The 22,306-nt window shown below is 62.6% G+C and carries 19 protein-coding genes; 11 read left to right on the top strand and 8 right to left on the bottom strand.

All coding sequences use genetic code 11. The features are described from left to right. The first annotated feature begins 179 nt into the window (after positions 1–179). From QDT69_RS10550 to QDT69_RS10580, 7 genes are all read left to right on the top strand, one after another. On the top strand, positions 180–1,136 hold the full coding sequence (locus QDT69_RS10550; RefSeq protein WP_074132066.1) for a helix-turn-helix domain-containing protein: 957 nt from the start codon (positions 180–182) through the stop codon (positions 1,134–1,136). A 448-nt stretch (positions 1,137–1,584) separates the two neighbouring features. Then, complete coding sequence (locus tag QDT69_RS10555; RefSeq protein WP_279706510.1) at positions 1,585–3,372, top strand: retroviral-like aspartic protease family protein; 1,788 nt, start codon at positions 1,585–1,587, stop codon at positions 3,370–3,372. Between the two features lie 136 nt (positions 3,373–3,508). Beyond that, positions 3,509–3,718, top strand: a complete 210-nt coding sequence (locus QDT69_RS10560) for a hypothetical protein (RefSeq protein ID WP_143202124.1) — start codon at positions 3,509–3,511, stop codon at positions 3,716–3,718. Between the two features lie 656 nt (positions 3,719–4,374). Continuing rightward, entirely contained in the window at positions 4,375–4,722 is a 348-nt protein-coding gene (locus tag QDT69_RS10565) for a ribonuclease E inhibitor RraB (protein WP_279706511.1), read from the top strand. A gap of 236 nt (positions 4,723–4,958) precedes the next feature. Next, on the top strand, positions 4,959–5,312 hold the full coding sequence (locus QDT69_RS10570; RefSeq protein ID WP_279706512.1) for a PilZ domain-containing protein: 354 nt from the start codon (positions 4,959–4,961) through the stop codon (positions 5,310–5,312). A 153-nt stretch (positions 5,313–5,465) separates the two neighbouring features. Continuing rightward, positions 5,466–6,887 (top strand): MFS transporter, encoded by a 1,422-nt coding sequence (locus tag QDT69_RS10575; protein WP_279706513.1) that lies wholly within the window; start codon positions 5,466–5,468, stop codon positions 6,885–6,887. A 108-nt stretch (positions 6,888–6,995) separates the two neighbouring features. Further along, positions 6,996–7,433 (top strand): hypothetical protein, encoded by a 438-nt coding sequence (locus tag QDT69_RS10580; protein ID WP_279706514.1) that lies wholly within the window; start codon positions 6,996–6,998, stop codon positions 7,431–7,433. Positions 7,434–7,750: 317 nt separating this feature from the next. Here QDT69_RS10580 and clpA read toward each other — a convergent pair whose 3' ends face one another. After that, positions 7,751–10,159, bottom strand: coding sequence for an ATP-dependent Clp protease ATP-binding subunit ClpA (clpA, locus tag QDT69_RS10585; RefSeq protein WP_279706515.1), 2,409 nt, complete (start codon positions 10,157–10,159; stop codon positions 7,751–7,753). 259 nt (positions 10,160–10,418) lie between these two features. Continuing rightward, complete coding sequence (clpS, locus tag QDT69_RS10590; protein ID WP_050421723.1) at positions 10,419–10,751, bottom strand: ATP-dependent Clp protease adapter ClpS; 333 nt, start codon at positions 10,749–10,751, stop codon at positions 10,419–10,421. A 509-nt stretch (positions 10,752–11,260) separates the two neighbouring features. Between clpS and QDT69_RS10595 the strand changes: the two genes are divergently transcribed. Continuing rightward, complete coding sequence (locus QDT69_RS10595) at positions 11,261–13,216, top strand: pilus assembly protein (RefSeq protein WP_279706516.1); 1,956 nt, start codon at positions 11,261–11,263, stop codon at positions 13,214–13,216. A gap of 173 nt (positions 13,217–13,389) precedes the next feature. Here the strand turns inward: QDT69_RS10595 and QDT69_RS10600 are convergent, their stop codons facing one another. Continuing rightward, positions 13,390–13,725, bottom strand: coding sequence for a phasin family protein (locus QDT69_RS10600; RefSeq protein WP_021078275.1), 336 nt, complete (start codon positions 13,723–13,725; stop codon positions 13,390–13,392). A 422-nt stretch (positions 13,726–14,147) separates the two neighbouring features. On the opposite strand from QDT69_RS10600, the gene QDT69_RS10605 reads away from it, so the two are divergent. Further along, complete coding sequence (locus QDT69_RS10605; protein ID WP_279706517.1) at positions 14,148–15,935, top strand: D-alanyl-D-alanine carboxypeptidase; 1,788 nt, start codon at positions 14,148–14,150, stop codon at positions 15,933–15,935. Between the two features lie 245 nt (positions 15,936–16,180). Here the strand turns inward: QDT69_RS10605 and QDT69_RS10610 are convergent, their stop codons facing one another. Further along, positions 16,181–16,900 carry a DnaJ domain-containing protein gene (locus QDT69_RS10610; RefSeq protein ID WP_279706518.1) on the bottom strand — a complete coding sequence of 240 codons (720 nt, stop codon included), beginning with the start codon at positions 16,898–16,900 and terminating at the stop codon, positions 16,181–16,183. 128 nt (positions 16,901–17,028) lie between these two features. On the opposite strand from QDT69_RS10610, the gene QDT69_RS10615 reads away from it, so the two are divergent. Next, complete coding sequence (locus QDT69_RS10615; protein WP_279706519.1) at positions 17,029–17,436, top strand: DUF302 domain-containing protein; 408 nt, start codon at positions 17,029–17,031, stop codon at positions 17,434–17,436. Between the two features lie 13 nt (positions 17,437–17,449). Here the strand turns inward: QDT69_RS10615 and QDT69_RS10620 are convergent, their stop codons facing one another. The 3 genes from QDT69_RS10620 to QDT69_RS10630 all read right to left on the bottom strand — a co-directional run bounded on the left by QDT69_RS10620 (position 17,450) and on the right by QDT69_RS10630 (position 20,341). Next, positions 17,450–18,190 (bottom strand): VWA domain-containing protein, encoded by a 741-nt coding sequence (locus tag QDT69_RS10620; RefSeq protein ID WP_279706520.1) that lies wholly within the window; start codon positions 18,188–18,190, stop codon positions 17,450–17,452. Between the two features lie 97 nt (positions 18,191–18,287). Then, on the bottom strand, positions 18,288–19,232 hold the full coding sequence (locus QDT69_RS10625) for an alpha/beta fold hydrolase (protein WP_279706521.1): 945 nt from the start codon (positions 19,230–19,232) through the stop codon (positions 18,288–18,290). Positions 19,233–19,564: 332 nt separating this feature from the next. After that, a complete protein-coding gene (locus tag QDT69_RS10630) occupies positions 19,565–20,341 on the bottom strand; it encodes a helix-turn-helix transcriptional regulator (protein WP_279706522.1) in 777 nt (258 codons plus the stop codon). 103 nt (positions 20,342–20,444) lie between these two features. Between QDT69_RS10630 and QDT69_RS10635 the strand changes: the two genes are divergently transcribed. Further along, the gene (locus QDT69_RS10635) at positions 20,445–21,527 is read left to right on the top strand and encodes a zinc-binding alcohol dehydrogenase family protein (protein WP_279706523.1); all 1,083 of its coding nucleotides are present in this window, start codon (positions 20,445–20,447) and stop codon (positions 21,525–21,527) included. Here the strand turns inward: QDT69_RS10635 and QDT69_RS10640 are convergent. Next, a protein-coding gene (locus tag QDT69_RS10640; protein ID WP_279706524.1) for an IS5 family transposase occupies positions 21,528–22,291 on the bottom strand; the annotation gives its coding sequence in 2 pieces (ribosomal slippage) (positions 21,528–22,261 and positions 22,261–22,291; 765 coding nt in all). Positions 22,292–22,306 lie beyond the last annotated feature (15 nt).

Below are 22,306 nucleotides of genomic sequence, written 5' to 3' on the forward strand. Positions count from 1 at the left end.
CCGGTTCGGTCTTGATCGGGCCTAGCGGCCTCTGACATCATGCTGCCCCGGGACCGGGACCACCGTTCGACCAGGACGGAAGGAAAATTCGACTGCGGAGGAGATTCCCCCAGCGGTCTCCGGTACAAAGCTTGCTTTGTTTGTGCGGCCAGCGTTTGCACTCGTGAAGGGAGGAAATCATGCCGGCCCTGTTCACCACGGACAACGCGCCCACGCATCGACGCCTCGCGCTCTGGCAGGACATCGTCTGCGACGTGTTCGTGCAGCTGGATTGCAAGTCCGACCTCGGCTCCGCCTTCCACGGCGCCATCACCAGCACGCAGCTGGGTCCGGCGAAGTGCTCGGTCGTATCATCGAGCCGGCAGCGCGTGCTGCGCACACCGTCGCGGATCGCGCGTGCCAGCGAGGATTTCGTTCTGTTCGCGCTCGGCCGCAGCGGCTCGGGCGGCGTGGTGCAGGACGGCCGCGAGACCGTGATCCAGCCCGGCGAGTTCGCATTCTACGACACCACGCGGCCCTATGAGCTGCGCTTCAACGACGACTTCACGCAGACCATCTTCCAGGTGCCGCGCGCAATGCTGCACCGGCGCTTTGCCGGCACTCAAGGTCTGACGGCGACGACGTTCACGTCGGATCGTCCGGTGCAGCGGCTCGCCTGGCAGTTCATCTCGGGACTCGCTGATATCGCCGACAGGCTCGATCCGGACAACGCGATCCGCCTTGCCGATCAGGCCGCGGACCTGCTCGCGATGGCGATCAGCGAGCGCATCGGCGGCGCCGCGCTGCCGGCCTCGACCCACCGCTCCGCCCTGCTCTACCGGCTGAAGGCGCACGTGCTCGCGCATCTGCCGAACCCTGAGCTTGGCCTCACCGAAACCGCAGCGGCGCTCGGCATCTCGCCGCGCTATGTCAACAGCCTGCTCGCCGACGAGGACACCTCATTCCAGCGCTTCGTGCTGGCGGAGCGGCTGGAGCGCTGCAAGCGCGACCTTGCCTCGCCGGCACATGCGCATCGCCACATCAGCGAGGTCGCGTTCGCCTGGGGCTTTAACGATCTCTCGCATTTCGGCCGCGTGTTCCGCGATCATTACGGCCTGTCGCCGCGCGAGTGGCGGCAAAGCCGGCTGCCGAACTGACGAGTACCGCTTCATCCGACAAGTTGATGGCGAGCACGATGAGCAAGCGCGGCTCTTTTACCGCAATATTCTTTCTTGCGTGTGTTGCAGCCCTAGATCGTTGCCCGTAACGGTCGTACCCATACCCATCCTGGATACCTCGTTAGCGCGATCGGGGCGACCGTCGATTGGCGTTCGGCTGGGCAGCGACCAGCAAGGACGCCCGGCAGTTGTCTTCGGCCAGACAGGGTGCCCTCCCCCAGCCGCGCGTCATGCCTCCAGGACGGGCGAAGGGATACTGTGGCGGGCGAGCGTGTCCGTCGGGCGGGATCTCTTAATCAACCGAGAGTTTTCGCCTTGGCGCCGCACATCTTCCCGAACATCCGGCATTGGCAGGAGCGAGCCGGAGGGATAGGCTTGGTCTTATTGTAGCGAAAACACTTTCAGTTCGTCTCACAGGAGGAGTGCGGTGAGGCTGATTTATATTTCCGTCGGACTCTTGATTGGATTCAGTTGTTCCTCTATTTCCGCGGCCGAGAAGCCAATCGTTGAACTTCTAGCAGCCTGCGATCAAGTTGCGGCTCATCCATTTGATAGGACGCGACCAGCGGGAGTCGCTGGCGTCAGTTCTGAAAAGATCGTCGCACAGGTCGCAATCGATGCATGCGAACGCGCAGCGAAGGTCGCCGCAAAAGATCCCAGGATTGCCCTGCAGCTAGGTCGGGCATATCAGGCCGCAAAGAACGTTGATGCGGCTCGGCTGCAATACGCCAAGGCGTTCGAGGGTGGCAGCGTTCAAGGCGCGGCCAACCTGGCGTCGCTCTATCTGATTGGAGAGGGCGGCATCCCGAAGGATGACGCCGAAGCGCTCCGCCTCTCGAAATTCGCTGCAGATCACGGGAACGCGCAAGGTCAAAACGACCTTGGAGTTCTTTATCTAGCGGGACGTGGCGGGCTTGCCCAAAGTGATAGTGAAGCCGCCCGTCTTTTCAGGCTTTCCGCAGATCAGGGCTTCGCGCCGGCGCAATATAATCTCGGCAGATTGTATCAAACGGGACGGGGCGGCTTAGCCAAGGATGAGTACACGGCCGCCCGTCTATACAGAACGGCAGCAGAGCGCGGTAACGCCTTCGCGCAAGTCTATCTCGGGATCTTTTATCTCGAGGGACGTGGCGGAGTCACCAAAGATGAACGCGAAGCGGGCCGACTGTACAAATTATCGGCCGACCAAGGTAATGCTCTCGGAGAGGCTTATCTCGGGCTTGCCTACGCGCGAGGTCACGCAGGGGTATCAAAAGACGAGCGTGAAGCCGTACGACTTTTCAAGCTTTCGGCTGACCAAGGTAACGCCGTTGGCCAGGTGAACCTCGGGTTTGCCTATGAGCATGGAGCGGGCGGGCTAGCAAGAGACGAGCGTGAAGCTGTGCGTCTCTACAAGCTGTCAGCGGAACAAGGCAACGATCAGGCGCAAAATAACTTGGGCGCTGCGTATTTGCACGGCTCCGGTGGGTTAACTAGGGACGAGACCGAAGCTGTACGGCTTTATAAGCTCGCAGCAGAACACAGGAATGCGCAGGCGCAGGCGAATTTAGGACTTGCCTATTTGGCTGGGGCGGGAGGACTGCCGAAAGATGTTGTAGAGGCTGTACGGTTTTTCAAAATGTCTGCAGAGGGTGGCAACGCTCAAGGTCAGGCAAATCTAGGATCTGCATACGAGCGCGGCGATGGCGGGTTAGTAAAAGATGAGCGCGAAGCCGTCCGCCTGTACAGGCTAGCCGCAGATCATGGAAATCGTTTTGCCCAATCGGCGTTGGCCCGTCTCATTGGAGTTCGGCCCGCGGCAACTCAGATAGTGACCGAACTATCCGAGGGCGACGCGCGCGTGAGGATGGTTTCAGGCAATGGGACCTTTTACGTGCCCGCTCTCATAAACGACACCCTGAAGTTAAACTTCGTTATTGACAGTGGAGCCTCTGACGTTTCGATCCCAGCCGATGTTGCTCAAACCTTGATGAGGACCGGCACGATCAACGAAAGCGACTTTACTGGATCGGCGAACCATCGCCTTGCTGATGGTTCGATTGTCTCATCGAGGACATTTATCATCAGATCTTTGAAGGTTGGGGATCGAACGGTGACCAATGTTCGCGCCAGCGTCGCACGCGCCAATGCCCCTTTGCTGCTTGGACAGTCCTTTTTGAAACGGTTCAGGTCTTGGTCGCAAGACAACGTAAACCACGAACTTGTCCTTCAATAAGGTCTCACACTCGCGGGTGATCTCATCGATGTCCTGACTGATCAAGTCACGCCCGAACCCTACACCCTCCCCGTCCAGTGGTAGAGCCATGCATCAAACGATTCGCACCAAACATTCTGCAGCGCGACATACATGGGTGCTGTCGGTCGTCGTCTTCGCGCTGTCAACATCGGTTCCTCTCGCTGAAACGGTCGATGTCAAATATCGCGGCGCGGTCGACCTCAAATCGTTCGCGTGCACCGACATTACCCGTAGCAGCTTTATTCAGCGTGCCTGCTACGACAAGGCGCAGAGCTATAATCGCGCCTTCCTCCAACAAGCCCGGACGCGCGTCACATGGACATAAGGAAAAATGTGCCGAAGGCGAGCAAACCGAAGGATGCCACGACTACGCCGTCGAACACCGCACAGAGAAGGTCGAGTTCGCGTTCGTCCATCTGACAATCCTATTTGCTCGCGGACTGTTTCTCCCAATTTAATACACCCAGCTTAAGCTCATCCCCCAGCGGCTAAGGGTGGTACCGTAATCACACGGGGCGCAGTCCCGCGCCTGAGATTTGAGGACCGCTAGGTTGGAGCGGCAGGCGTCGTCGGTACCAACCTCCCGGCGAGCACCAGCCCCGGGCACCGGCGCTAAACGCACCATCGGCACGCTGAACCAAAGCTTGCCGAATGGCTTGTGTGTGAGAAGCGTCACAGATCGCCAAGCTCAAGGTCGACCGCCTGCACCGCCAACTAGAGAAACCAGAGGTTCAGATCCCCTCACAGGCTTTGCCCAGCCGCGCGTTACGGTGTCCTTATGGCCACCAGGCATGAGCCTCCGGGACTGGATCGGGATGAACCCGAGCTCCCGCATGATTGTCGCCAAGCGGCGGCTATTCTGGGTGGTTCTACGGGTCCCTACGATATCCAAGAGCGCGGCCGTGGACATGGCCTCCATACCCTTTAGAACTCGAACAGGTAGTATTGGACGAGATTTAAGTCCAGCGCGAGGACTGGCAAATGTTCAAAATCGCGATGGTCCCGGATTGGCCGCGCAATTCAGATGGGGATGTGCTTCGCAGCATGGCGAAGCGCGGATTTGACTTTTCTCTGCCCCACGAAATCGATTTCAATATCGACTTTCAAGCATGGCCACCGCCCGCTGAAGCTACCCAGCTCCTTCGGTCAAAGTGTCAGGACGTCAAAATCTATGACGAAGGCCAGTACGTGCAGCTTAGAATCAATGCGCACGTCACCTATGAATTCGTTATCCGGACCCAAGCCGACTTATCGGAACAAATGAAAGCCTTCGGCGGCGTCTGTGAGTCATGGGGAGTGTTCTACATGCCATTTAAGCCGGAGGCGTAAGGGCTTGTGGCGTTTGCGCCGTAATGCCGCGTTTTCGAGCGAAGCGGGTACCGGTTCGCGTTAAGAAAACGCGTCAAGACAAGGCGCCGGAAGCGCTTTGCGGCGCAAAATAGCCGGGAATCCGGGCCTTCACAGGTGCAAACAATTTACACTAACTGCAACGGGTTCCGTTCGTGCCCTTCTTTTCGCAGGTCCGGACCGGTACAGTTGTGCCGTTCATTTGAGGAGGATTTCCCATGCAGGACCGGCGCCAGAGCCCACGCGACAAGGTGTTTTACGGTGCGGTTGCGGAGATCAATGAACGCGGCTCGACGATGGATTGCGTCGTCCGCAACATCAGCGAAGGCGGTGCCTGTGTCGAATTTGGCGATGCCGCACAGCTGCCCGAAGAGATGAATCTCAGCGTCGCGCGCAAGGGCCGCTCGTTCCTGGCGCGCCTGATCTGGCGCCAGGCCAACAAGGTCGGCCTCGCCTTCCGGATCATGACCTCGGACACGCCGGTCAGCGACCTCGACGAGCGGGTCCGCCGCAGCGAGATCAAGAAGCGGCAGCTGCAGCGGCGCATCAAGGAACTGCTCGGCCAAGGCTAACGAGCAAGGCTAACGATCGAGGTTGAGCCCTTTCCGGTGTTCCCCGGCCTCGTTTTCGGTGCACCCGGAGCGAACATTTCGGGGGTTGCAAAGGTCAGGTTAATCCAGCATCCGATAGGCCCGCCAAGCTGGAACCGAGAGCAACCTCACGACATGTCGTCCGCGATTATTGAGCATCCCGACGGGCTGCCGCAGCCGCAGCGCAATTGGGCCATTCTCACGATCGCGCTCGGCCTCGTGATGGCCGTCGTCGACGGCTCGATCGCCAATGTCGCGCTGCCGACCATTGCCCGGGATCTTAACGCCAGTCCCGCCTTCTCGATCTGGATCGTCAACGGCTATCAGCTGGCGATCACGATCTCGCTGCTGCCGCTGGCCTCGCTCGGCGAGATCATCGGCTATCGCCGAGTCTATTTGGCGGGCTTGCTGCTGTTCACGCTGGCGTCGCTGTTCTGCGCGCTGTCGCATACGCTGCCGCTGCTGACGATCGCCCGCATCCTGCAAGGGTTCGGTGCCGCCGGCATCCTCAGCGTCAACTCCGCGCTGGTCCGCTTCATCTATCCGCATTCGCTGCTCGGCCGCGGCATCGGCGTCAACGCGCTGGTCGTCGCGATCTCGGCTGCGGCCGGCCCGACCATCGCCTCGTTCATCCTGGCAGTCGGCACCTGGCCCTATCTGTTCGCCATCAACGTCCCGCTCGGCATCGTCACGCTGGCGCTGGGCTGGCGCTTCCTGCCGCACACCAGGCCCGCCGTGCACGCCTTTGACTGGCTGAGCGCCGGCATGAGCGCGATCGCGTTCGGGTTCGGCATCAGCGCGATCGACAGCGCCGGCCATGGCGAGGCGCTCTATGTCTGCGCCCTGGAATTCGCCATCGCCGTGGTCGCCTCGCATCTGCTGTACCGGCGACAGCTGAATCTGCCATCGCCGCTGCTGCCGGTCGACCTGTTGCGGATCCCGATCTTCGCGCTCTCGATCGGCACCTCGATCGCCTCGTTCTGCGGCCAGATGCTGGCCTTCGTCGCGATGCCGTTCTACCTCGAAAACCATTTCGGCTATTCGGCGGTGCAGATCGGCCTCCTGATCACGCCGTGGCCGATCGCGGTCGCCTTTGCCGCGCCGATCGCGGGCTGGCTGGTCGAGCGCTATCCGGCCGGCCTGCTCGGCGGCATCGGCCTGCTGCTGTTCGCGCTGGGATTGGGCACGCTGGCGTTCATGCCTGCCAATGCCGCGCCAATCGACGTGATCTGGCGCATGGCGCTCGCCGGTGCCGGCTTCGGCCTGTTCCAGACCCCGAACAACCGCACCATGATCGCGGCCGCCCCGCGCGAGCGCTCGGGCGGCGCCAGCGGCATGCTGGGCACCGCGCGCCTGCTCGGACAGACCATCGGCGCCGCCTTGGTGGCGATGCTGCTGGCGCGCTATCCGGCCGACGGCACCAGGATCTCGCTGATGGTCGGCGTCGGCTTTGCCGTCGTCGGCGCCGTGCTCAGCACGCTGCGGCTGTCCTCCGCCGGCAGCCGCGGCGCCGAGCGGGTGCGGGTCCAGGAGGGGCAGCGTTTGAAGGGCGAGTGAGGCGCGATCCGTCGGGCAACAATCCGTAATACGATGGGGCGCGACGGTCCCCGGAACAGCCCCTTCCCCGCTGGTTCGAGCTTGGTAGCGAGCCACAGGTACGCAGCGATGCAGAACTTCAATCGAAGCGAGTATGCGCAGCTCAAGAATTTCTTTTCGTTCTACGTTGAACGATACATGCCGATGGAATCTTTGCCGCCGGAGAAGCATCCTCTGGCTGTCTTGGAGGCGATCGAAAAGAAGAGTCCCCGACTGGCCTTCCAGGGGTTGCGTCAAGCGATTAATGATTGTGTGGAGCGATCCTCGTCTTTTGATCCAGCTGAAGTTGCAAATTTGGATGCCGAGCTGATCAGCCGCGGGATCATCACGCTCTCCGAATTGCGCAAACGCTACTCGCGAGGTTACGCCAATATCCTCAAGCGAGGGAGGATCAAGAACGATACCGAGTTCTATTTGCTTCAGAACGTCATCAATGATCCGACCGAAAAATCCCCTGACGAACTTGAACTGCTTGCAAAGCTGCTGTCCGATTATGAGGGAGCTTAAGCAGCGGCTCAGCTAGACTAAAGCCTGATGAGATTAGGTTGAGCTGGAACGGCGTCGAAGGTTCACCTCTCCCTTGGGAGAGGTCGATTTGCGCAGCAAATCGGGTGAGGGGTTGCGGTCCATCGAGAGAGCAAGAGCCCTCACCCGGATTGCTTCGCAATCCGACCTCTCCCCAACGGGGAGAGGTGAAGCAAGACGGCGCCGAGCCAATTCAACCAAAAACTCATCCCAGTTTAGCTGCCTGTACTCCGGCCGTACGATCGCAAACAAAAAGGCCGGCTGTTAAGCCGGCCTTTTCAATTCATAGCGCTTTCGCCTCAGACCTTGACCATCGGCCCCTTCGAGACCGGCCCCTTGGTGCCGCCTCCGCCACCGTTGTTCGGGCCACCTTTCGGCGGCTTGCGCTTGCGCGGCGGCAGGTTCTCGGGCTTCGGCGTGACCGGGCCCTCGACATATTCGAAGCCGATCTTGTCCTTGGCGGTCGCCTCGTCCTTGACCAGGATGACGCGGACGTGGCCGCCGCCCTTCAGCTGGCCGAACAGCACTTCATCCGCGAGCGGCTTCTTGATGTGCTCCTGGATGATGCGCGCCATCGGACGTGCGCCCATCTGCTCGTCATAGCCGTGCTCGATCAGCCAAGCCTTGGCGGGCTCGGACAGCTCGATCGTGACGTCGCGGTCGGCGAGTTGCGCCTCGAGCTGCAGCACGAACTTCTCGACCACCATGCCGATGACGTCGGCATTGAGGTGCGCGAAGGAGACGATCGCATCCAGCCGGTTGCGGAACTCGGGCGCGAACTGCCGGTTGATCGCCTCGTGGTCGTCGCCTTCCCGCTTAGAGCGGGTGAAGCCGAAGGCCTGCCGCGCGAGATCGGCCGCGCCCGCATTTGTGGTCATGATCAGGATCACGTTGCGGAAGTTGACCTGCTTGCCATTGTGGTCGGTGAGCCGGCCATGGTCCATGATCTGCAGCAGCACGTTGTACAGGTCCGGATGCGCCTTCTCGATCTCGTCGAGCAGCACCACGCAATGCGGATGCTGGTCCACGCCATCGGTGAGCAGGCCGCCCTGGTCGAAGCCGACATAGCCGGGAGGTGCGCCGATCAGGCGCGACACGGTGTGCCGCTCCATGTATTCGGACATGTCGAAGCGCAGCAGCTCGACGCCGAGCGTCGCCGCCAGTTGCTTCGCCACCTCGGTCTTGCCGACGCCGGTCGGACCCGAGAACAGGTAGCAGCCGATCGGCTTCTCCGGTTCGCGCAGGCCGGCACGCGCCAGCTTGATCGACGCCGACAACGACTCGATCGCCTTGTCCTGGCCGAACACCGTACGCTTCAGGGTCTGCTCGAGATGCTTCAGCACCTCGGCATCATCCTTCGACACGCTCTTCGGCGGAATCCGCGCCATGGTCGCGATCGTGGTCTCGATCTCCTTGATGCCGATCGTCTTCTTACGCTTGCTCTCGGCGACCAGCATCTGCGCCGCGCCGGACTCGTCGATCACGTCGATCGCCTTGTCGGGCAGCTTGCGGTCGTGGATGTAGCGCGACGACAGCTGCACGGCCGCCTCGATCGCCTCATTGGTGTATTTCAGCCGATGGTAATCCTCGAAATAGGGCTTGAGGCCCTTGAGGATCGCGATGGCGTCTTCCACCGTCGGCTCGTTGACGTCGATCTTCTGGAAGCGCCGCACCAGCGCGCGGTCCTTCTCGAAGTGCTGACGGTATTCCTTGTAGGTGGTCGAGCCCATGCAGCGGATCGTGCCCGAAGCCAGTGCCGGCTTCAGCAGGTTGGACGCATCCATCGCGCCGCCGGAGGTGGCGCCGGCGCCGATCACGGTGTGGATCTCGTCGATGAACAGGATGGCGTTCGGATGCGCCTCCAGCTCCTTCAGGACCTGCTTCAGCCGCTCCTCGAAATCGCCGCGGTAGCGGGTGCCTGCGAGCAGCGTGCCCATGTCGAGCGAGAACACGGTCGCGGCCGCCAGCACCTCAGGCACGTCGCTGTCGACGATGCGCTTGGCGAGGCCTTCGGCGATCGCGGTCTTGCCGACGCCGGCTTCGCCGACGAACAGCGGATTGTTCTTCTGGCGGCGGCACAGCACCTGGATCGCACGGTTGATCTCGGCATTGCGGCCGATCACCGGATCGATCTTGCCGTCGCGCGCCTTCTTGTTGAGGTTGACGCAATAGGTCTCGAGCGCCTCGCCCTTCTTCTTGGAGTCCTCGTTGCCCTTGGTCTCGGTCTCCTCGTCGACGCCGCGCACCGGCCGCGCCTCGGAGACGCCGGGCCGCTTGGCGATGCCGTGGCTGATGTAGTTGACGGCGTCGTAGCGCGTCATGTCCTGCTCCTGCAGGAAATACGCAGCGTGGCTCTCGCGCTCGGCGAAGATCGCGATCAGGACATTGGCGCCGGTCACCTCCTCGCGACCGGACGACTGAACGTGAATCACCGCGCGCTGGATCACGCGCTGGAACCCGGCGGTCGGCTTCGCGTCATCCGCGCCGTCCGTCACCAGGTTTTCGAATTCGGTCTCGAGATAGTTGACGAGGCTCGTCCTCAGCTTGTCGAGATCGACACTGCAGGCCCGCATCACCGCCGCCGCATCCGAGTCGTCGATCAGCGACAGCAGCAGATGTTCGAGCGTCGCATATTGATGGTGACGCTCGTTCGCGATCGCCAATGCACGGTGCAGCGATTGTTCAAGGCTTTGAGAAAAAGTTGGCATTCGCGTCCTCTATGGCCCCCGGCCATCATGATCGCCATTACCGGGTCAGGCAATAACAACCTTCGTGATCGCCATTGATATAGTTACGACGGATCGTGGCGAAAGACCGGTCCCGCGGTGATGGTTTTCTTCTAAATTTCGGGCGCTCGAACGTCGCCCGGCCGCGCCCGTGGTCATACGGGAACGCGGTTCGCCACCGTCACAAAACGCGATGCAAGACCCGTTCCGCTCCCCGCGGCAGGTCACTCGTTCCCGCCGACTACTTCTTTTCCATCACACATTGCAGTGGATGCTGATGCTTGCGCGCGAAGTCCATGACTTGTGTCACTTTGGTCTCGGCGATCTCATAGGTAAACACGCCGCACTCACCGATCCCGTGATGGTGAACGTGCAGCATGATCGTGGTCGCGGCCTCGGCGTCCTTGTTGAAGAATCGTTCCAGCACGTGAACGACGAACTCCATCGGCGTGTAGTCGTCGTTCAGGATCAGGACGCGATACAGGTTCGGGCGCTTGGTCTTCGGCTTGACCTTGGTGATGACCGAGGTCGACGGGCCGCTGCCCGCGCCATTGCGGTTGTCGTCATTGCTCATTTTCGGCACCGGCGCGGCGGGCACCGCCGGCATGGACGAAACCGGCTCGAAGATCGGGACTGTCAACGTGGGTCGCAACATGGCTCAGGCGTTCGAATTCCCCAAGGGAGACCGGCGGAAACCGGATGGCGATTGGCTGGGTGGTCGCGATTGCCGCAGGACTGATCGCGGAACCCCAGCAATGCTTTCCAGATTGCCGCTCCCGGTCCGATCCGGCGGCCGGATCGGTCTCCCGAATATGGGCCTCACGACGCCCTGCCGCAAGCGCAGACCCGCCGTAGCCCACCGGTCCGATTCCCGGCGCGGCAACCCTCGGAAGGTTAATCATTTCTGCCTGATTTGACAAAGGATCGGGGCAGCCAATTTAGAGGGCATTGAGGATAGCGCGTGCTTTTGCCCTGCTTTTGACCGCCACCGGCGCCCCCGTGCGGGTTTGCCCGACCCGATTCATCATCTGTTTAGCTGCGCGCGTAGACATGGCCGCGCATTCCACTTCGACGAGAGCGCCAATGCTTGGTTCAACCATTTCCAATCGCGTCCGCGCGGCCGCCCGCCGGTTTTCCGGGTCAAGGAGCGGCAACGTCGCGGTGATGTTCACCTTCGCGATGCTGCCGATCCTCGCCTTCGTGGGGGCCGCAATCGACTATACCCGCGCCAACAGCGCCCGCTCCTCGATGCAGGCGGCGCTCGATTCCACCGCGCTGATGCTGTCCAAGGACCTGACCATGGGCAACATCACGGCCGCGCAGATCCCGAGCAAGGCCCAGTCCTATTTCAATGGCCTCTACACCAACAAGGACGGCCAGGGCCTTGCGGTCTCGGCCACCTATACGACCCCGACCTCGAGCGCGGCGGCGACCATCCTGCTGAGCGGGTCCGGCTTCGTCAAATCCGATTTCATGCAGCTTGCCGGCTTTCCGAAGCTGAATTTCAGCAGCTCGACCACGACCACTTGGGGCAACGCCAAGATGCGCGTCGCCCTCGCCCTCGACAACACGGGATCGATGGCCGACAACGGCAAGATTGTCGCGCTGCGAAACGCGGTGGCCGGATCCGGCGGCCTGATCGACCAGCTCAGCGCGCTGAGCAAGAACAACGGCGACGTCTACATCTCCGTCATCCCGTTCGCCAAGGACGTCAATGTCGGCTCCAGCAACTACGGCCAGAGCTGGATCGATTGGACCGACTGGCTCAATCCGCCCACCACCCAGCCCAACAACGGACAGAGTGTCGCGACGCTTCCCATCAACTGGCATGCCGTGGGACCTGGTGCGAGATGCCCGTTCACCAACACCACTGGCAACACCAATGGCGCCGCGAACGGTGGCTTCGTTTGTAAAACAGGTCCCACGGCAAGCGACAGTTCGACCACGTCATGGATCCCGTCGACGACTGTCACAGTGAACGGCGCATCCGTCAAAAACCCAATTTGCCCGACCGCCGATACCAACACCCAGACAAAGTACAACGGCTGCTGGAGCAGCGAACCAACCGGCCTCCAGGAGAAATTCTGCAGCGGAAGCTCGAACTGCAGCTGCCCAAAGAACGCCTCTGGCTCCAGCGTCTCGGGTTGCACTTGCAGCGGCACCGGCAGCGGCAAGTACTGTACCGGATGGACCTATGTTCACAACTGGACACAGCCTGGGCCTAACGACCTGACGGACAATCCGAACCAACCCAGGGTTTCCGCCATCGTCGGTTTCAAGGATAACAGCAATACCCCGAACAAGGACCACGTCTGGACCCCCAACGCTGTGGGGGTCGCAAATGACTGGCGCCAGCCCTCCACCAACCCGATCAGCACCTGGACCGGCTGCGTCGCAGACCGCACCCAGCCGAACGATGCGACGGGCGCGCTGCCGGTGTCGTCGGACGTTACGACGCTGTTTCCGGCCAACGAGTATTTCGACACCTGGGGTGGCAACGCCTTTTGCAGCAGCAGCGCATCTCCACCGCTCGAGCCGGTCATTCCGCTAAGCTACAATTGGAGTGCGCTCAAGACCGCCGTCAATGCGATGCAGCCGACCGGCGGCACCGACCAGTCGATCGGATTGGCCGTGGCGTGGCAGTCCCTTCTGGTGGGCGGTCCGCTGAACACACCGGCCGAGGACTCCAACACCACCTACAACCGGGTCATCATCCTGCTGTCCGACGGTTTGAATACCCAAGACCGCTGGCCCGATTACGGCGACGGCAGCTCGCAGGCCTCGGGCAATCCGATCGACGCCCGGCAGACCCTGCAGTGCCAAAATCTGCAAGCGGCGAAGGACGCCAATGGCGCGCCGATGTACACCATCTACACGATCCAAGTGAACACGAGTTCGCCCGCCGATCCGACCTCGACCGTCCTGAAGAACTGCGCCAGCAGCCCCGACAAATTCTTCATGCTGACCAGTTCGACCCAGATCGTGACGACCTTCAACACGATCGGCACGGCCCTCAGCAAGCTGCGACTGGCGAAGTAACCGCCCGCCTCCCGCCCAACAAAAAAGCCCGGCCGAAACGGCCGGGCTTTTCGTTTGGCTTGGTCAAAGCATGATCCGAAAAGTGCGAAGCGGTTTTCCGAAAAGATCGTGCTCAAACAAGGAGCTAAAGCGCGATAACGATTCAATCGAATCTTATCGGGCTTGAGCAGCGCTTACTGAGCGGGCGCGAACTTGGAGACCAGACCCTCATAGGGCTTGAAGGTCTGCTTGGCGCAGTCGCTGTACAGGCCGGCGATCTTCTGCGATTCCGCGACGAAGGTCTCGTAGGAGGAGCGCAGGTATTCGGTCTGCGCCTCGAGCGCCTTGTCCAGCGACTTCACGCCCGACAGCTTCTCGACGAACGACTTGGTGTCCTCAAACGACTTCTTGGCGTAGTCGCCGTAAGCGGTGGCGATCGCCTGGACGCCGCTCTGCAGGTTGTTCGCAGACGCGGTGACCGACTCGAAATGCTCTTTACCGTAGTTCTGAATGTCTTCGATCTTGACCATGGATTGGAATTCCTTTTCCCAGACTTGAAGGCGCAAATTCCCATTGCCGGGAAGCTCCCGGCCCCCTGACTTGATTAGAATACCGCATCGCACAATAAAGTCAACAAATATTGTGCAACGCACAATCAGACAGCGCGAATCCGAGGCATTTGCGCTAAACCCCGGGGGACTACGCAACGGTTGCTTAATCTTTTGGAAACTCGGTCCGCCTAACCTGATTCCCGGACTTTGTTCGCCTTCCGACGGGCAGCCTTGAAAGCTGTTTGTGAACAACACCTTAGCTAGAAGAGCGACCTGAGCCGCCACGAGGGCCGATGGTTCTGCCCGAAGTGGTCTGTTGCGCAGGCAAGGATCGACGGCCGCCGGGCACAATTTCGCCTCACGGGCCAGTGATCTAGATAGAAATTGGGACGGGGAAGTAGATGCTTCGAACAACCTTTGCCTCCTCGCGGGCGCTGCGAGTTGGTGTTCTTGGGCTCGTGACCGTCACGACGGCGATCCTGATCACCAGCGATAGCGCGGAAGCGCGCCGCCACCGGCGCCACACCGCCCGCCACCACCACAGCGAGGAAGCGCGCGAAAGCTACAGCCCGCAATTCGCGTCGATCATCGTCGACGGCAACACCGGCTCGGTGCTGACGGCAAACAGCCCGGACGGCCTGCGGCACCCCGCCTCGCTCACCAAGATCATGACGCTCTATTTGCTGTTCGAGCGCCTCGATTCCGGAAAGATGAAGCTCGACACCGAGATGCCGGTTTCCGAGCATGCTTCCGAGCAGGACCCGACCAAGCTCGGCCTGCGGCCCGGCCAGACCATCAAGGTCGAAGACGCCATCAAGGGCCTCGTCACCCGCTCCGCCAATGACGCGGCAGTCGTGATCGCCGAGGCGATCGGCGGCAGCGAAGACGACTTCGCCCGCATGATGACCCGCAAGGCCCGTGCGCTCGGCATGAGCCGGACGGTCTATCGCAATGCCTCCGGTCTGCCCAACGACGAGCAGGTCACCACGGCGCGCGACCAGTCGACGCTCGGCCGCGCCATCCAGGACCGCTTCCCGCGCTATTACCGCTACTTCTCGACGACCGCGTTCAATTTCCGCGGTCACACCATCACCGGTCACAATCATCTGCTCGGCAGCGTCGAGGGCGTCGACGGCATCAAGACCGGCTACACCCGCGCCTCCGGCTTCAACCTCGTGACCTCGATCCACCGCGGCAATCGCTTCCTGGTCGGCGTGGTGCTCGGCGGCCGCAGCGGCGGCTCCCGCGACGCCATCATGCGCAACCTGCTGGCCGAGAACATCGGCAAGGGCGCTACCAACCGCACCGTCGCTGCGATCACCGAGCGCAACCCGGCGGACGCCAATGTCCAGGTCGCCGATGCCGACGATGCGCGCCAAGCGGATAGCTCGCCGGTTGCCGCGTCCGAGCCCGCCCCCGCTCCGTTGCCCGCGCCGCGCCCGGCCAGCAAGCCTTCGCTGATGGCCGCCGCCGCAGCCGCGCTGCCGCCGGCCCCAGCAAAGCCGGAGCCGCAGGCCAAGCCCGAACCGGCGCCGCTGACCTCAGGCGTGATCCAGACCCAGCAACTCGCCGCGATCCCCGGCTCGGCTGAACCGATGAAGCCGGTCAAGGTGAAGACCGTGCAGGTCAAGGCCGGCCAGATCAAGCTCGCCGCCGCCGGCCCGGCACAGTCCGCGCCGCCGATCACCAACACGATCCCGTCGCGCGGCGAGATCCCCGAGACCTCCAACGCGATGATGGCGCGGGCCGCCGAGACCTCGAGGCCCGAGATGCCGCCGCAGCCGGCCAATTTCGGCACCGGCAACGGCATCCTCGGCGTGCTGCCGGCTTCGTCGGTGCATGCACCCGCCGCAGCCCCCGCCCCCCAGGCCGTAGCCTCGATCGAACCGACCCGCAGCCTCCCGGCCGCCCCGCAGACCAGCACCGTCAAGCCGGGCGCCGCGCATTCCGGCTGGATCATCCAGGTCGGCGCGCTGGAGTCCGAGGGCGAAGCCAACAAGCGTATCGACCTTGCGCGCAGCTCGGCCCGCGGCCTGCTCAGCAAGGCTGACCCGTTCACCGAGGTCGTCGCCAAGGACAATCGCAAGCTCTACCGCGCCCGCTTTGCCGGTCTCGAGCGCGATCAGGCCGAAGCGGCGTGCAAGACGCTGAAGCGTGCAGAGATCTCCTGCATCACCGTTCGCAACTGATCGACACGATCGATTGATCTCAAAGGGCCGGCGCCGCAAGCGCCGGCCCTTTTGCTTTGCGTGCAGCGCGCAAGATCGACTGGCCCATCCGCACGCGGCGCCGCCATGAAAACTTCTCGTCAAGATTTTACGGTTAAGTTTTCACGAAAGAACGATCGGCCACGCCGGACAGCGGCGGGCCAGACGGGGCATCAATCAGAAACGGAAGGCAGCTCTCGGCTGTGGCGTCAGTCGCGTAGCCGGAGTTAGAGATGCGTGCGAAGCAGAGTATCCTTGGCCTCGTTCACACGGGCAGCGAGATACGTCGAGCCCCCCTGGTCGGGATGCAGTTTCTTCATCAGGGTGCGGTGAGCCCGGCTGATGTCGTCGCGCGACGCCCCCGGCTGCAGGCCAAGGATCTGATAGGCCTCCTCGTTCGTCATTTTGCCGCTCGTCGCCGTACGGCCTTGCCCCCCTGCCCGGTCGCCCTGTGCGTCCTGACGCCAGGCGGGAAAGCGGCGGTCCAGATAGCTTTCAAGTAGCGCAACGCTTTCGGCGTCGAAGCTCGGCACCATCGCAAGCAGCTGCGACAGGTCGAACTCGTCGAGCATCCGGCCGGCCTGCGGTCCCGCCACGATCTGCCCGGTGAGCACGCCGCTGCCGTGATCGAGGCTCATGTCGAGATAATGCGAGCGCACCCGCGAGCTTTGTCCGGGGCTGCGCGAACCGCCGAACATGCCGCCGAAATTGGGAAGCCCGGTGTTCCCGAACGGCGACCAGCCGAGCAGTCCGGCGCCGAAGATGCCGAGCGGGATGGCCACCGCCAGTTCGCCGCGCACGCCGGTAAACGCCGCGACCGCCAGCGCGAGCACCCCGCCGCCGATCTTGATCGCACGCGCAAGCACGGCGGGATTGGCCGCACGAAACATCTGCAGCGCTGAGTAAAGGACGACAACGGCGACGACGCCGGCGATCAGGGTTGGCATGCGCGGAATATAAGCGGCCCGGCGGCAAAAAGCATGCGAAGCTTCGTCTCACCGGAGCGTGAAGCACACCGCGTGGCGCCGCCCCCTGCGATTGAGTAGCCTGCGGCAACCGCGCTGGAGCAAACCTGATGGCGATTGACGGACTGATCAGCCTTCGTAGCAATGTCGGGCCGAGGGAGACTGCCGATCGGCTCAAGGCCGAACTTCAGGCCAGTGGGCTGACCTTGTTTGCGCAGATCGATCATGCTGCGGGCGCCGCCGGCGCCGGCCTCGCGCTCCGTCCGACCGAGCTGTTCGTGTTTGGCAATGCGAAGGGCGGCACGCCCTTGATGCAGGCTGCGCAGACGATCGGGATCGATCTGCCGCTCAAGGCGCTGGTCTGGCAGGACGACGCCGGTGTGTGCTGGTTCTCCTACAACGATCCGGTCTGGCTCGCCGAACGGCACGGCGTCGCCGAAGCGGCCAAACAGGTCACGGCCAACATGTCGACGCTGCTCGGCGCAATCGCAAAAGCCGTGACCGCCGGCGGAACCTGATCCGACGGGCCGCCTATTTCATCTGCCCGATCAATTTGGCCGCGCCGCTCGTCGTCTTCGCCAATTGCAGCAGCGCCTCGCGGCCGCCGGCCGCATAGGCCGCGGCGGCACGCAGCAATTCGCGGAGCTGTGCAGCCGCGCCGGGATCGAACCTGCACCAGGCGCCGCCGGTCAGCCGCGCGATCTCGCGAAACGTCTGCTCGGCGGTGGCGTCCGCGCCCTCCTGGAACATGAACACCGGCACCTTGAGCAGGCCGAGCTCACCGGCGCTTGCACACAGCGCGTCGGCGTTCTCCTCCATCGCATCACCTACGAACACCAGCGCGCGCACGCCTGCCGCAACCGCCTCGCGGCGCGTCTCCGACAGCACCTTGCCGATCTGGGTATTGCCGCCCTGGCAGTCGATCTTGCTCATCAGCCGCGCAAGCTGCGCGCTGTCGGAGATCCAGCCCGAGGCACGGCACTCGTTGAAGCCGCGATAGTAGACGAGGCGGACGTCGAGGCTGCCGAGCGCGCCGGCCTCGCGGAACATGTCCGCTTGCAGCGTGCACGCCAAGTCCCATGTCGGCTGCCGGCTCATCGTGGCGTCGAGTGCGAACACCAGCCTGCCGCGCGCGCCGGCGCGATGCGGCGACATCGCCCGTGCCTTCGCCACGAACGCGGCGATGTCGTTGGAACTCGACGTCGGCACGCCAGGCGCATTGGCCGGGCGCACCTCGCTTCCGGATGTCGGTTTGATCGTCTTGCCAGCCATCAGCGCTTGCCTCGTACAGCAAACACTATGTGGGCCGCAGCATCGGATTGGTCAACGTGACGAGCCCGCCTGCCCGGATCGGATCCCGGGCGGCCTGTCAGTTCGTAACCGACGGACCCTTCTTGGTCTCGGTCTTGGTCAGCGAGAGCGACTTCTTGAGCTTCTCGCCGAAGGTCTGGGGCGGCTTCTCGACCGGCACGTAGAGCGAGACCGGGCCGGGCTCCAGGATCTTCGGCGGCGAATTGCGCGTGTCGACCGGCGCGACGGCGCTGTCGGTGTCGGCCAGGAATTTATCGAGCATGGCCTGGATCGAATCCTTGGCCTTCTCGGGTCCGGTGTCGCGCATGTCGTTGTGCTGGAAGTTGGTGTTCACGACAGTGATGCCGGCCTTCTCGCACTCCTCCTCGTCCGGCACCACGCCGGGATCGGGCTTGAACTGCTGATCATGCGAACGGAACGACAGAATCTTGAACTTGCCGTCGGTCATGAACGGCACACGCAGATTGTCCAGCGTGACGACCTTCTTGATCTCGTCCGGATACTGCTTGGCGAAATACATCGCGATGTCGCCGCCATTGGAATGGCCGACCATCGTCAGCTTGCTGTAGTCGGCGTTCGGCTGACGCTTCTTCATCTCCTCGATCGCGAATTTGATGTTGGTGATGCCGCGCTGATACTGCGGCAGACGGCCGACATAGAGCTCGCCGACCTTGGTCACCATCGGTCCATCCGACGGCAGATCGTTCTGAATGCTGATCGTCAGATAGCCGCGCGCCGCGAACACGTTCGCGAGGAAGGAATATTCGGTGAATTTGACGGTATTGCCATGATTGAGGATCGCAACCGGAAGCTTGATCATGCCAGCGTCGGCCTGCATCTCCTTGTCGAAGCGCACGGCAACGTCGACCGCGACCGGCCGCTCATCGCGCGTCGGATCCTTGAACATGATGGTTTCGTGACGGATCGCCCACTTGCTCGCGGTGAAATACGCACCCGTGATCACCACGGAGAGCGAAAGCAGAACGAGAATTCCACGCTTCATGACGTCCTCGAGGTGCCCGCCTTGAAAGGGCGATTTTGGCCGGAGGCTCTTCGGCCTCCTTTTGAGAATATATGTCACAGCGCCGTGACAGGAAGTCCAAATATTGTGGCTTCCGTGGCATAACGTTGTGCGTTGCACCTATAGTTTGTGCAGATGCACACCACCAACGCGACGGCTCGCACTCTCCTCTTACCCCTTTGACGTGAGTTTCCAAGGTTGTGTTCGAGCCACGCTCGTACCTTGGATCGACGTTGAGGGGAAACCGGATTCCGGCACCTTTGTTCCGGCTTTTTGGCCGCTCTGTGACAAAAATCACCGGAAAACCACGGATTTCAACGGATTTCGGTGTAAATGATCAGTTTTAGGCCCGGATCGTCATTTGCCTGGAAAGTGGCATATTCGAAGGTCAGCCGGCCACGCTTGGGGTGATTGAGCATCTTTGTTCCCGCGACGCTGACGCTGACGTCGTGGGTTCCCCACCAGCCGTCGAACTCCGGACAGCCTGCGCGAAGTCGCGCCTGCAGATCGACGAAGGCCGGATCGCCGGCCCAGAGGTCGTGCGTCCGGCGGAACTGGGTCACGATGCGCCGTGCCTCTTCGGTCCAGCTTGCGCCGAACAGCTGCCGGCTCTTGGGATTGGTCAGCACGAAGAGCAGCGTATTGCGCGCGTCCTCGGGCAAGCGGCCGAACGCGAAGACCTCTTCCGCGGCAGCGTTCCACGCCAGCACGTCCCATCGCCGCCCGGTGACATAGGCCGGCTGGTTGAGGCTTTCGACGACGCGCCGGATCGCAGGCGGCACGGTCTCGGCCGCAAATGGCCGGCGGTCGCCATCCTTTGCAAGCGCCCGCAGATGCGCGTGCTCGGCCTTGCTGAGGCGCAGCGCCCGCGCCAGCGCGTCGATCGTGGTGGCGGACGGGCTGACGGAGCGGCCCTGCTCGAGGCGGATGTACCAATCGACCCCGATGCCGGCGAGCTCGGCCACCTCCTCGCGGCGCAGGCCGGGCGTTCGGCGCCGCCGCCCGGCCTGAGCGCCGGTGAGCTTGGGCGTCAGCTTCTGCCGCCGCGATCGCAGGAAATCGCCAAGTTCGCTTTGCCGCGCAGTGGCCATCACCGGGCTCCCGAGTAGGACTGTCAATCCTAGGATAATACCAGGTCTTCCTGGCTGCAACGGAGCGCGGGATGATGCCGATCTCAGCAAGGGATGAGATCAGATGAAAGCAGCAGTTCTAAAGTCATTCGGCTCGCCGCTCGCGATCGAGGAGATCCCCGCACCGGTGATGGGAACGGGCGAAGTCCTCGTCGACGTGGCCGCAACACGCGTGCTGTCCTACACCAACGAGGTGTTCAGCGGTGACCGCCGCTACCTGCTCGAGTTGCCGGCCGTTCCGGGTCTCGGCGCCATCGGACGGGTTCGCGCGGTGGGGCCCGACGCAACCCACCTCGCCGCCGGCGATTGGGTGTACTGCGATCCGACTTTCCGCTCGCGCGACGACAGCATCTCGCCGGACATCACCTTGCAGGGCTGGAGCGCGCGCGGCGAAGGCGGGCTGCGCCTGCAGCGGCACTTCCGTCACGGCACGTTTGCGGAGCAGACGCTGCTGCCGACCGAGAACGCCAAGCGGATCGGCGCGATCGATCCGGCCGACGCGCCGTCATGGTGCGCGCTCGGCACCTGCCTCGTACCCTATGGCGGATTCCTGGCCGCGCGCCTGCAGCCGGGCGAGACCGTGCTGGTGAACGGTGCGACCGGCAATTTCGGCAGTGCCGCGGTTGCCGTCGCGCTCGCGATGGGCGCCGCCTGCGTGGTCGCGCCCGGCCGCAACGAGAAAGTGCTGGCCGATCTGGTCCGCAGGTTCGGACCGCGCGTGCGCACCGTGACGCTCGGCGGCAACGAGGACGACGATCGCGAACGCATGCGGCGCGCCGCCCCCGGTCCCATCGATTGCGTGCTCGACCTGATGCCGCCATCGGTGACGACACCGACCGTCCGCGCGGCGATTATGACGGTGCGTTCCTATGGCCGGGTCGTCTTGATGGGCGGCGTCGGCATGCTGGGCGGACCGGGGCTCGACCTGCCCTATCCCTGGATCATGCGCGAATGCATCACCATTCACGGCGTCTGGATGTATCCACCGGAAGCCGCATTCGGCCTCGTCAACCTCGCCCGCGCCGGGCTGTTGCGGCTCGATCAGTTCGAGGTCACGACATTCGATCTCGACCACGCCAATGACGCGGTCGCGCATGCCGCCGCCAATAGCGGGCCGTTCAAGATGACGGTGCTGACGCCGAACTAGCTAGGCCGTGGACTCATTACGGGCAGCCAGCCATATCCGGATGGATGCGAGTTGGACGAAGGCAAAGTAGTTTGCCGCAAGCTTGTCGTAGCGTGTCGCGACCCGGCGACATTGCTTGATCCGATTGAAGAACCGTTCAACCCTGTTGCGGGCGCGGTAGAGATAAGGGCTAAAGCAGATCGGATCGTTGCGATTGCGTTTGGGTGGGATGTTGGCCCACGCGCCCTTCTTCATGGCAAGCTCTCTGATCCAGTTGGCATCATAGCCACGATCAGCAAGCAGCATTGACCCGGATTTCAGACGAGACAGCAGTTTTCCGGCATGTCGAATGTCGTGGGCCTCACCGGGGCTCAGCGCCAGCCGTACCGGCAGACCGTTGCTATCGACCAACGCATGAATTTTGCTGGTCAATCCGCCGCGTGACCTTCCCATCAACTGGCGCTCGTTCCTCGTTATGCACGATCCATGCTGATGCACGCGGACCATGGAAGTATCGATCATCTGGACAGCGGCATCATGGGCGGCGGCAAATGCATCTATGATGCGGCTCCAGACGCCGGCCCGCCTCCACCGAACGAAGCGGTTGTAGCAGGTCGTGTAGGGTCCAAACGCCTCCGGTAGATCGCGCCAGGGGGCTCCGGATCGTAAGACCCAGAAGATGCCATTGAGGACACGACGGTCATTTACCCGGGGAACGCCACGAGGCTTGTTGGGCAGCATCGGCTTGATTGCAGCCACTCTTCGTCAGTGAGTTCGTACCGCATGATTCGGCCCCTCGA

It is taken from the genome of Bradyrhizobium sp. CER78 (assembly GCF_029846235.1).
GTDB lineage: Bacteria > Pseudomonadota > Alphaproteobacteria > Rhizobiales > Xanthobacteraceae > Bradyrhizobium.

Coding starts and splice junctions, on each gene's coding strand:
- QDT69_RS10625 (WP_279706521.1), bottom strand. CDS start 19,232: ATGAAGCGTGGAATTCTCGTTCTGCTTTCGCTCTCCGTGGTGATCACG.
- QDT69_RS10630 (WP_279706522.1), bottom strand. CDS start 20,341: ATGGCCACTGCGCGGCAAAGCGAACTTGGCGATTTCCTGCGATCGCGG.
- QDT69_RS10610 (WP_279706518.1), bottom strand. CDS start 16,900: ATGCCAACCCTGATCGCCGGCGTCGTCGCCGTTGTCGTCCTTTACTCA.
- QDT69_RS10600 (WP_021078275.1), bottom strand. CDS start 13,725: ATGGTCAAGATCGAAGACATTCAGAACTACGGTAAAGAGCATTTCGAG.
- QDT69_RS10565 (WP_279706511.1), top strand. CDS start 4,375: ATGTTCAAAATCGCGATGGTCCCGGATTGGCCGCGCAATTCAGATGGG.
- QDT69_RS10635 (WP_279706523.1), top strand. CDS start 20,445: ATGAAAGCAGCAGTTCTAAAGTCATTCGGCTCGCCGCTCGCGATCGAG.
- QDT69_RS10595 (WP_279706516.1), top strand. CDS start 11,261: ATGCTTGGTTCAACCATTTCCAATCGCGTCCGCGCGGCCGCCCGCCGG.
- QDT69_RS10620 (WP_279706520.1), bottom strand. CDS start 18,190: ATGGCTGGCAAGACGATCAAACCGACATCCGGAAGCGAGGTGCGCCCG.
- QDT69_RS10575 (WP_279706513.1), top strand. CDS start 5,466: ATGTCGTCCGCGATTATTGAGCATCCCGACGGGCTGCCGCAGCCGCAG.
- QDT69_RS10605 (WP_279706517.1), top strand. CDS start 14,148: ATGCTTCGAACAACCTTTGCCTCCTCGCGGGCGCTGCGAGTTGGTGTT.
- QDT69_RS10550 (WP_074132066.1), top strand. CDS start 180: ATGCCGGCCCTGTTCACCACGGACAACGCGCCCACGCATCGACGCCTC.
- QDT69_RS10615 (WP_279706519.1), top strand. CDS start 17,029: ATGGCGATTGACGGACTGATCAGCCTTCGTAGCAATGTCGGGCCGAGG.
- clpS (WP_050421723.1), bottom strand. CDS start 10,751: ATGAGCAATGACGACAACCGCAATGGCGCGGGCAGCGGCCCGTCGACC.
- clpA (WP_279706515.1), bottom strand. CDS start 10,159: ATGCCAACTTTTTCTCAAAGCCTTGAACAATCGCTGCACCGTGCATTG.
- QDT69_RS10580 (WP_279706514.1), top strand. CDS start 6,996: ATGCAGAACTTCAATCGAAGCGAGTATGCGCAGCTCAAGAATTTCTTT.
- QDT69_RS10570 (WP_279706512.1), top strand. CDS start 4,959: ATGCAGGACCGGCGCCAGAGCCCACGCGACAAGGTGTTTTACGGTGCG.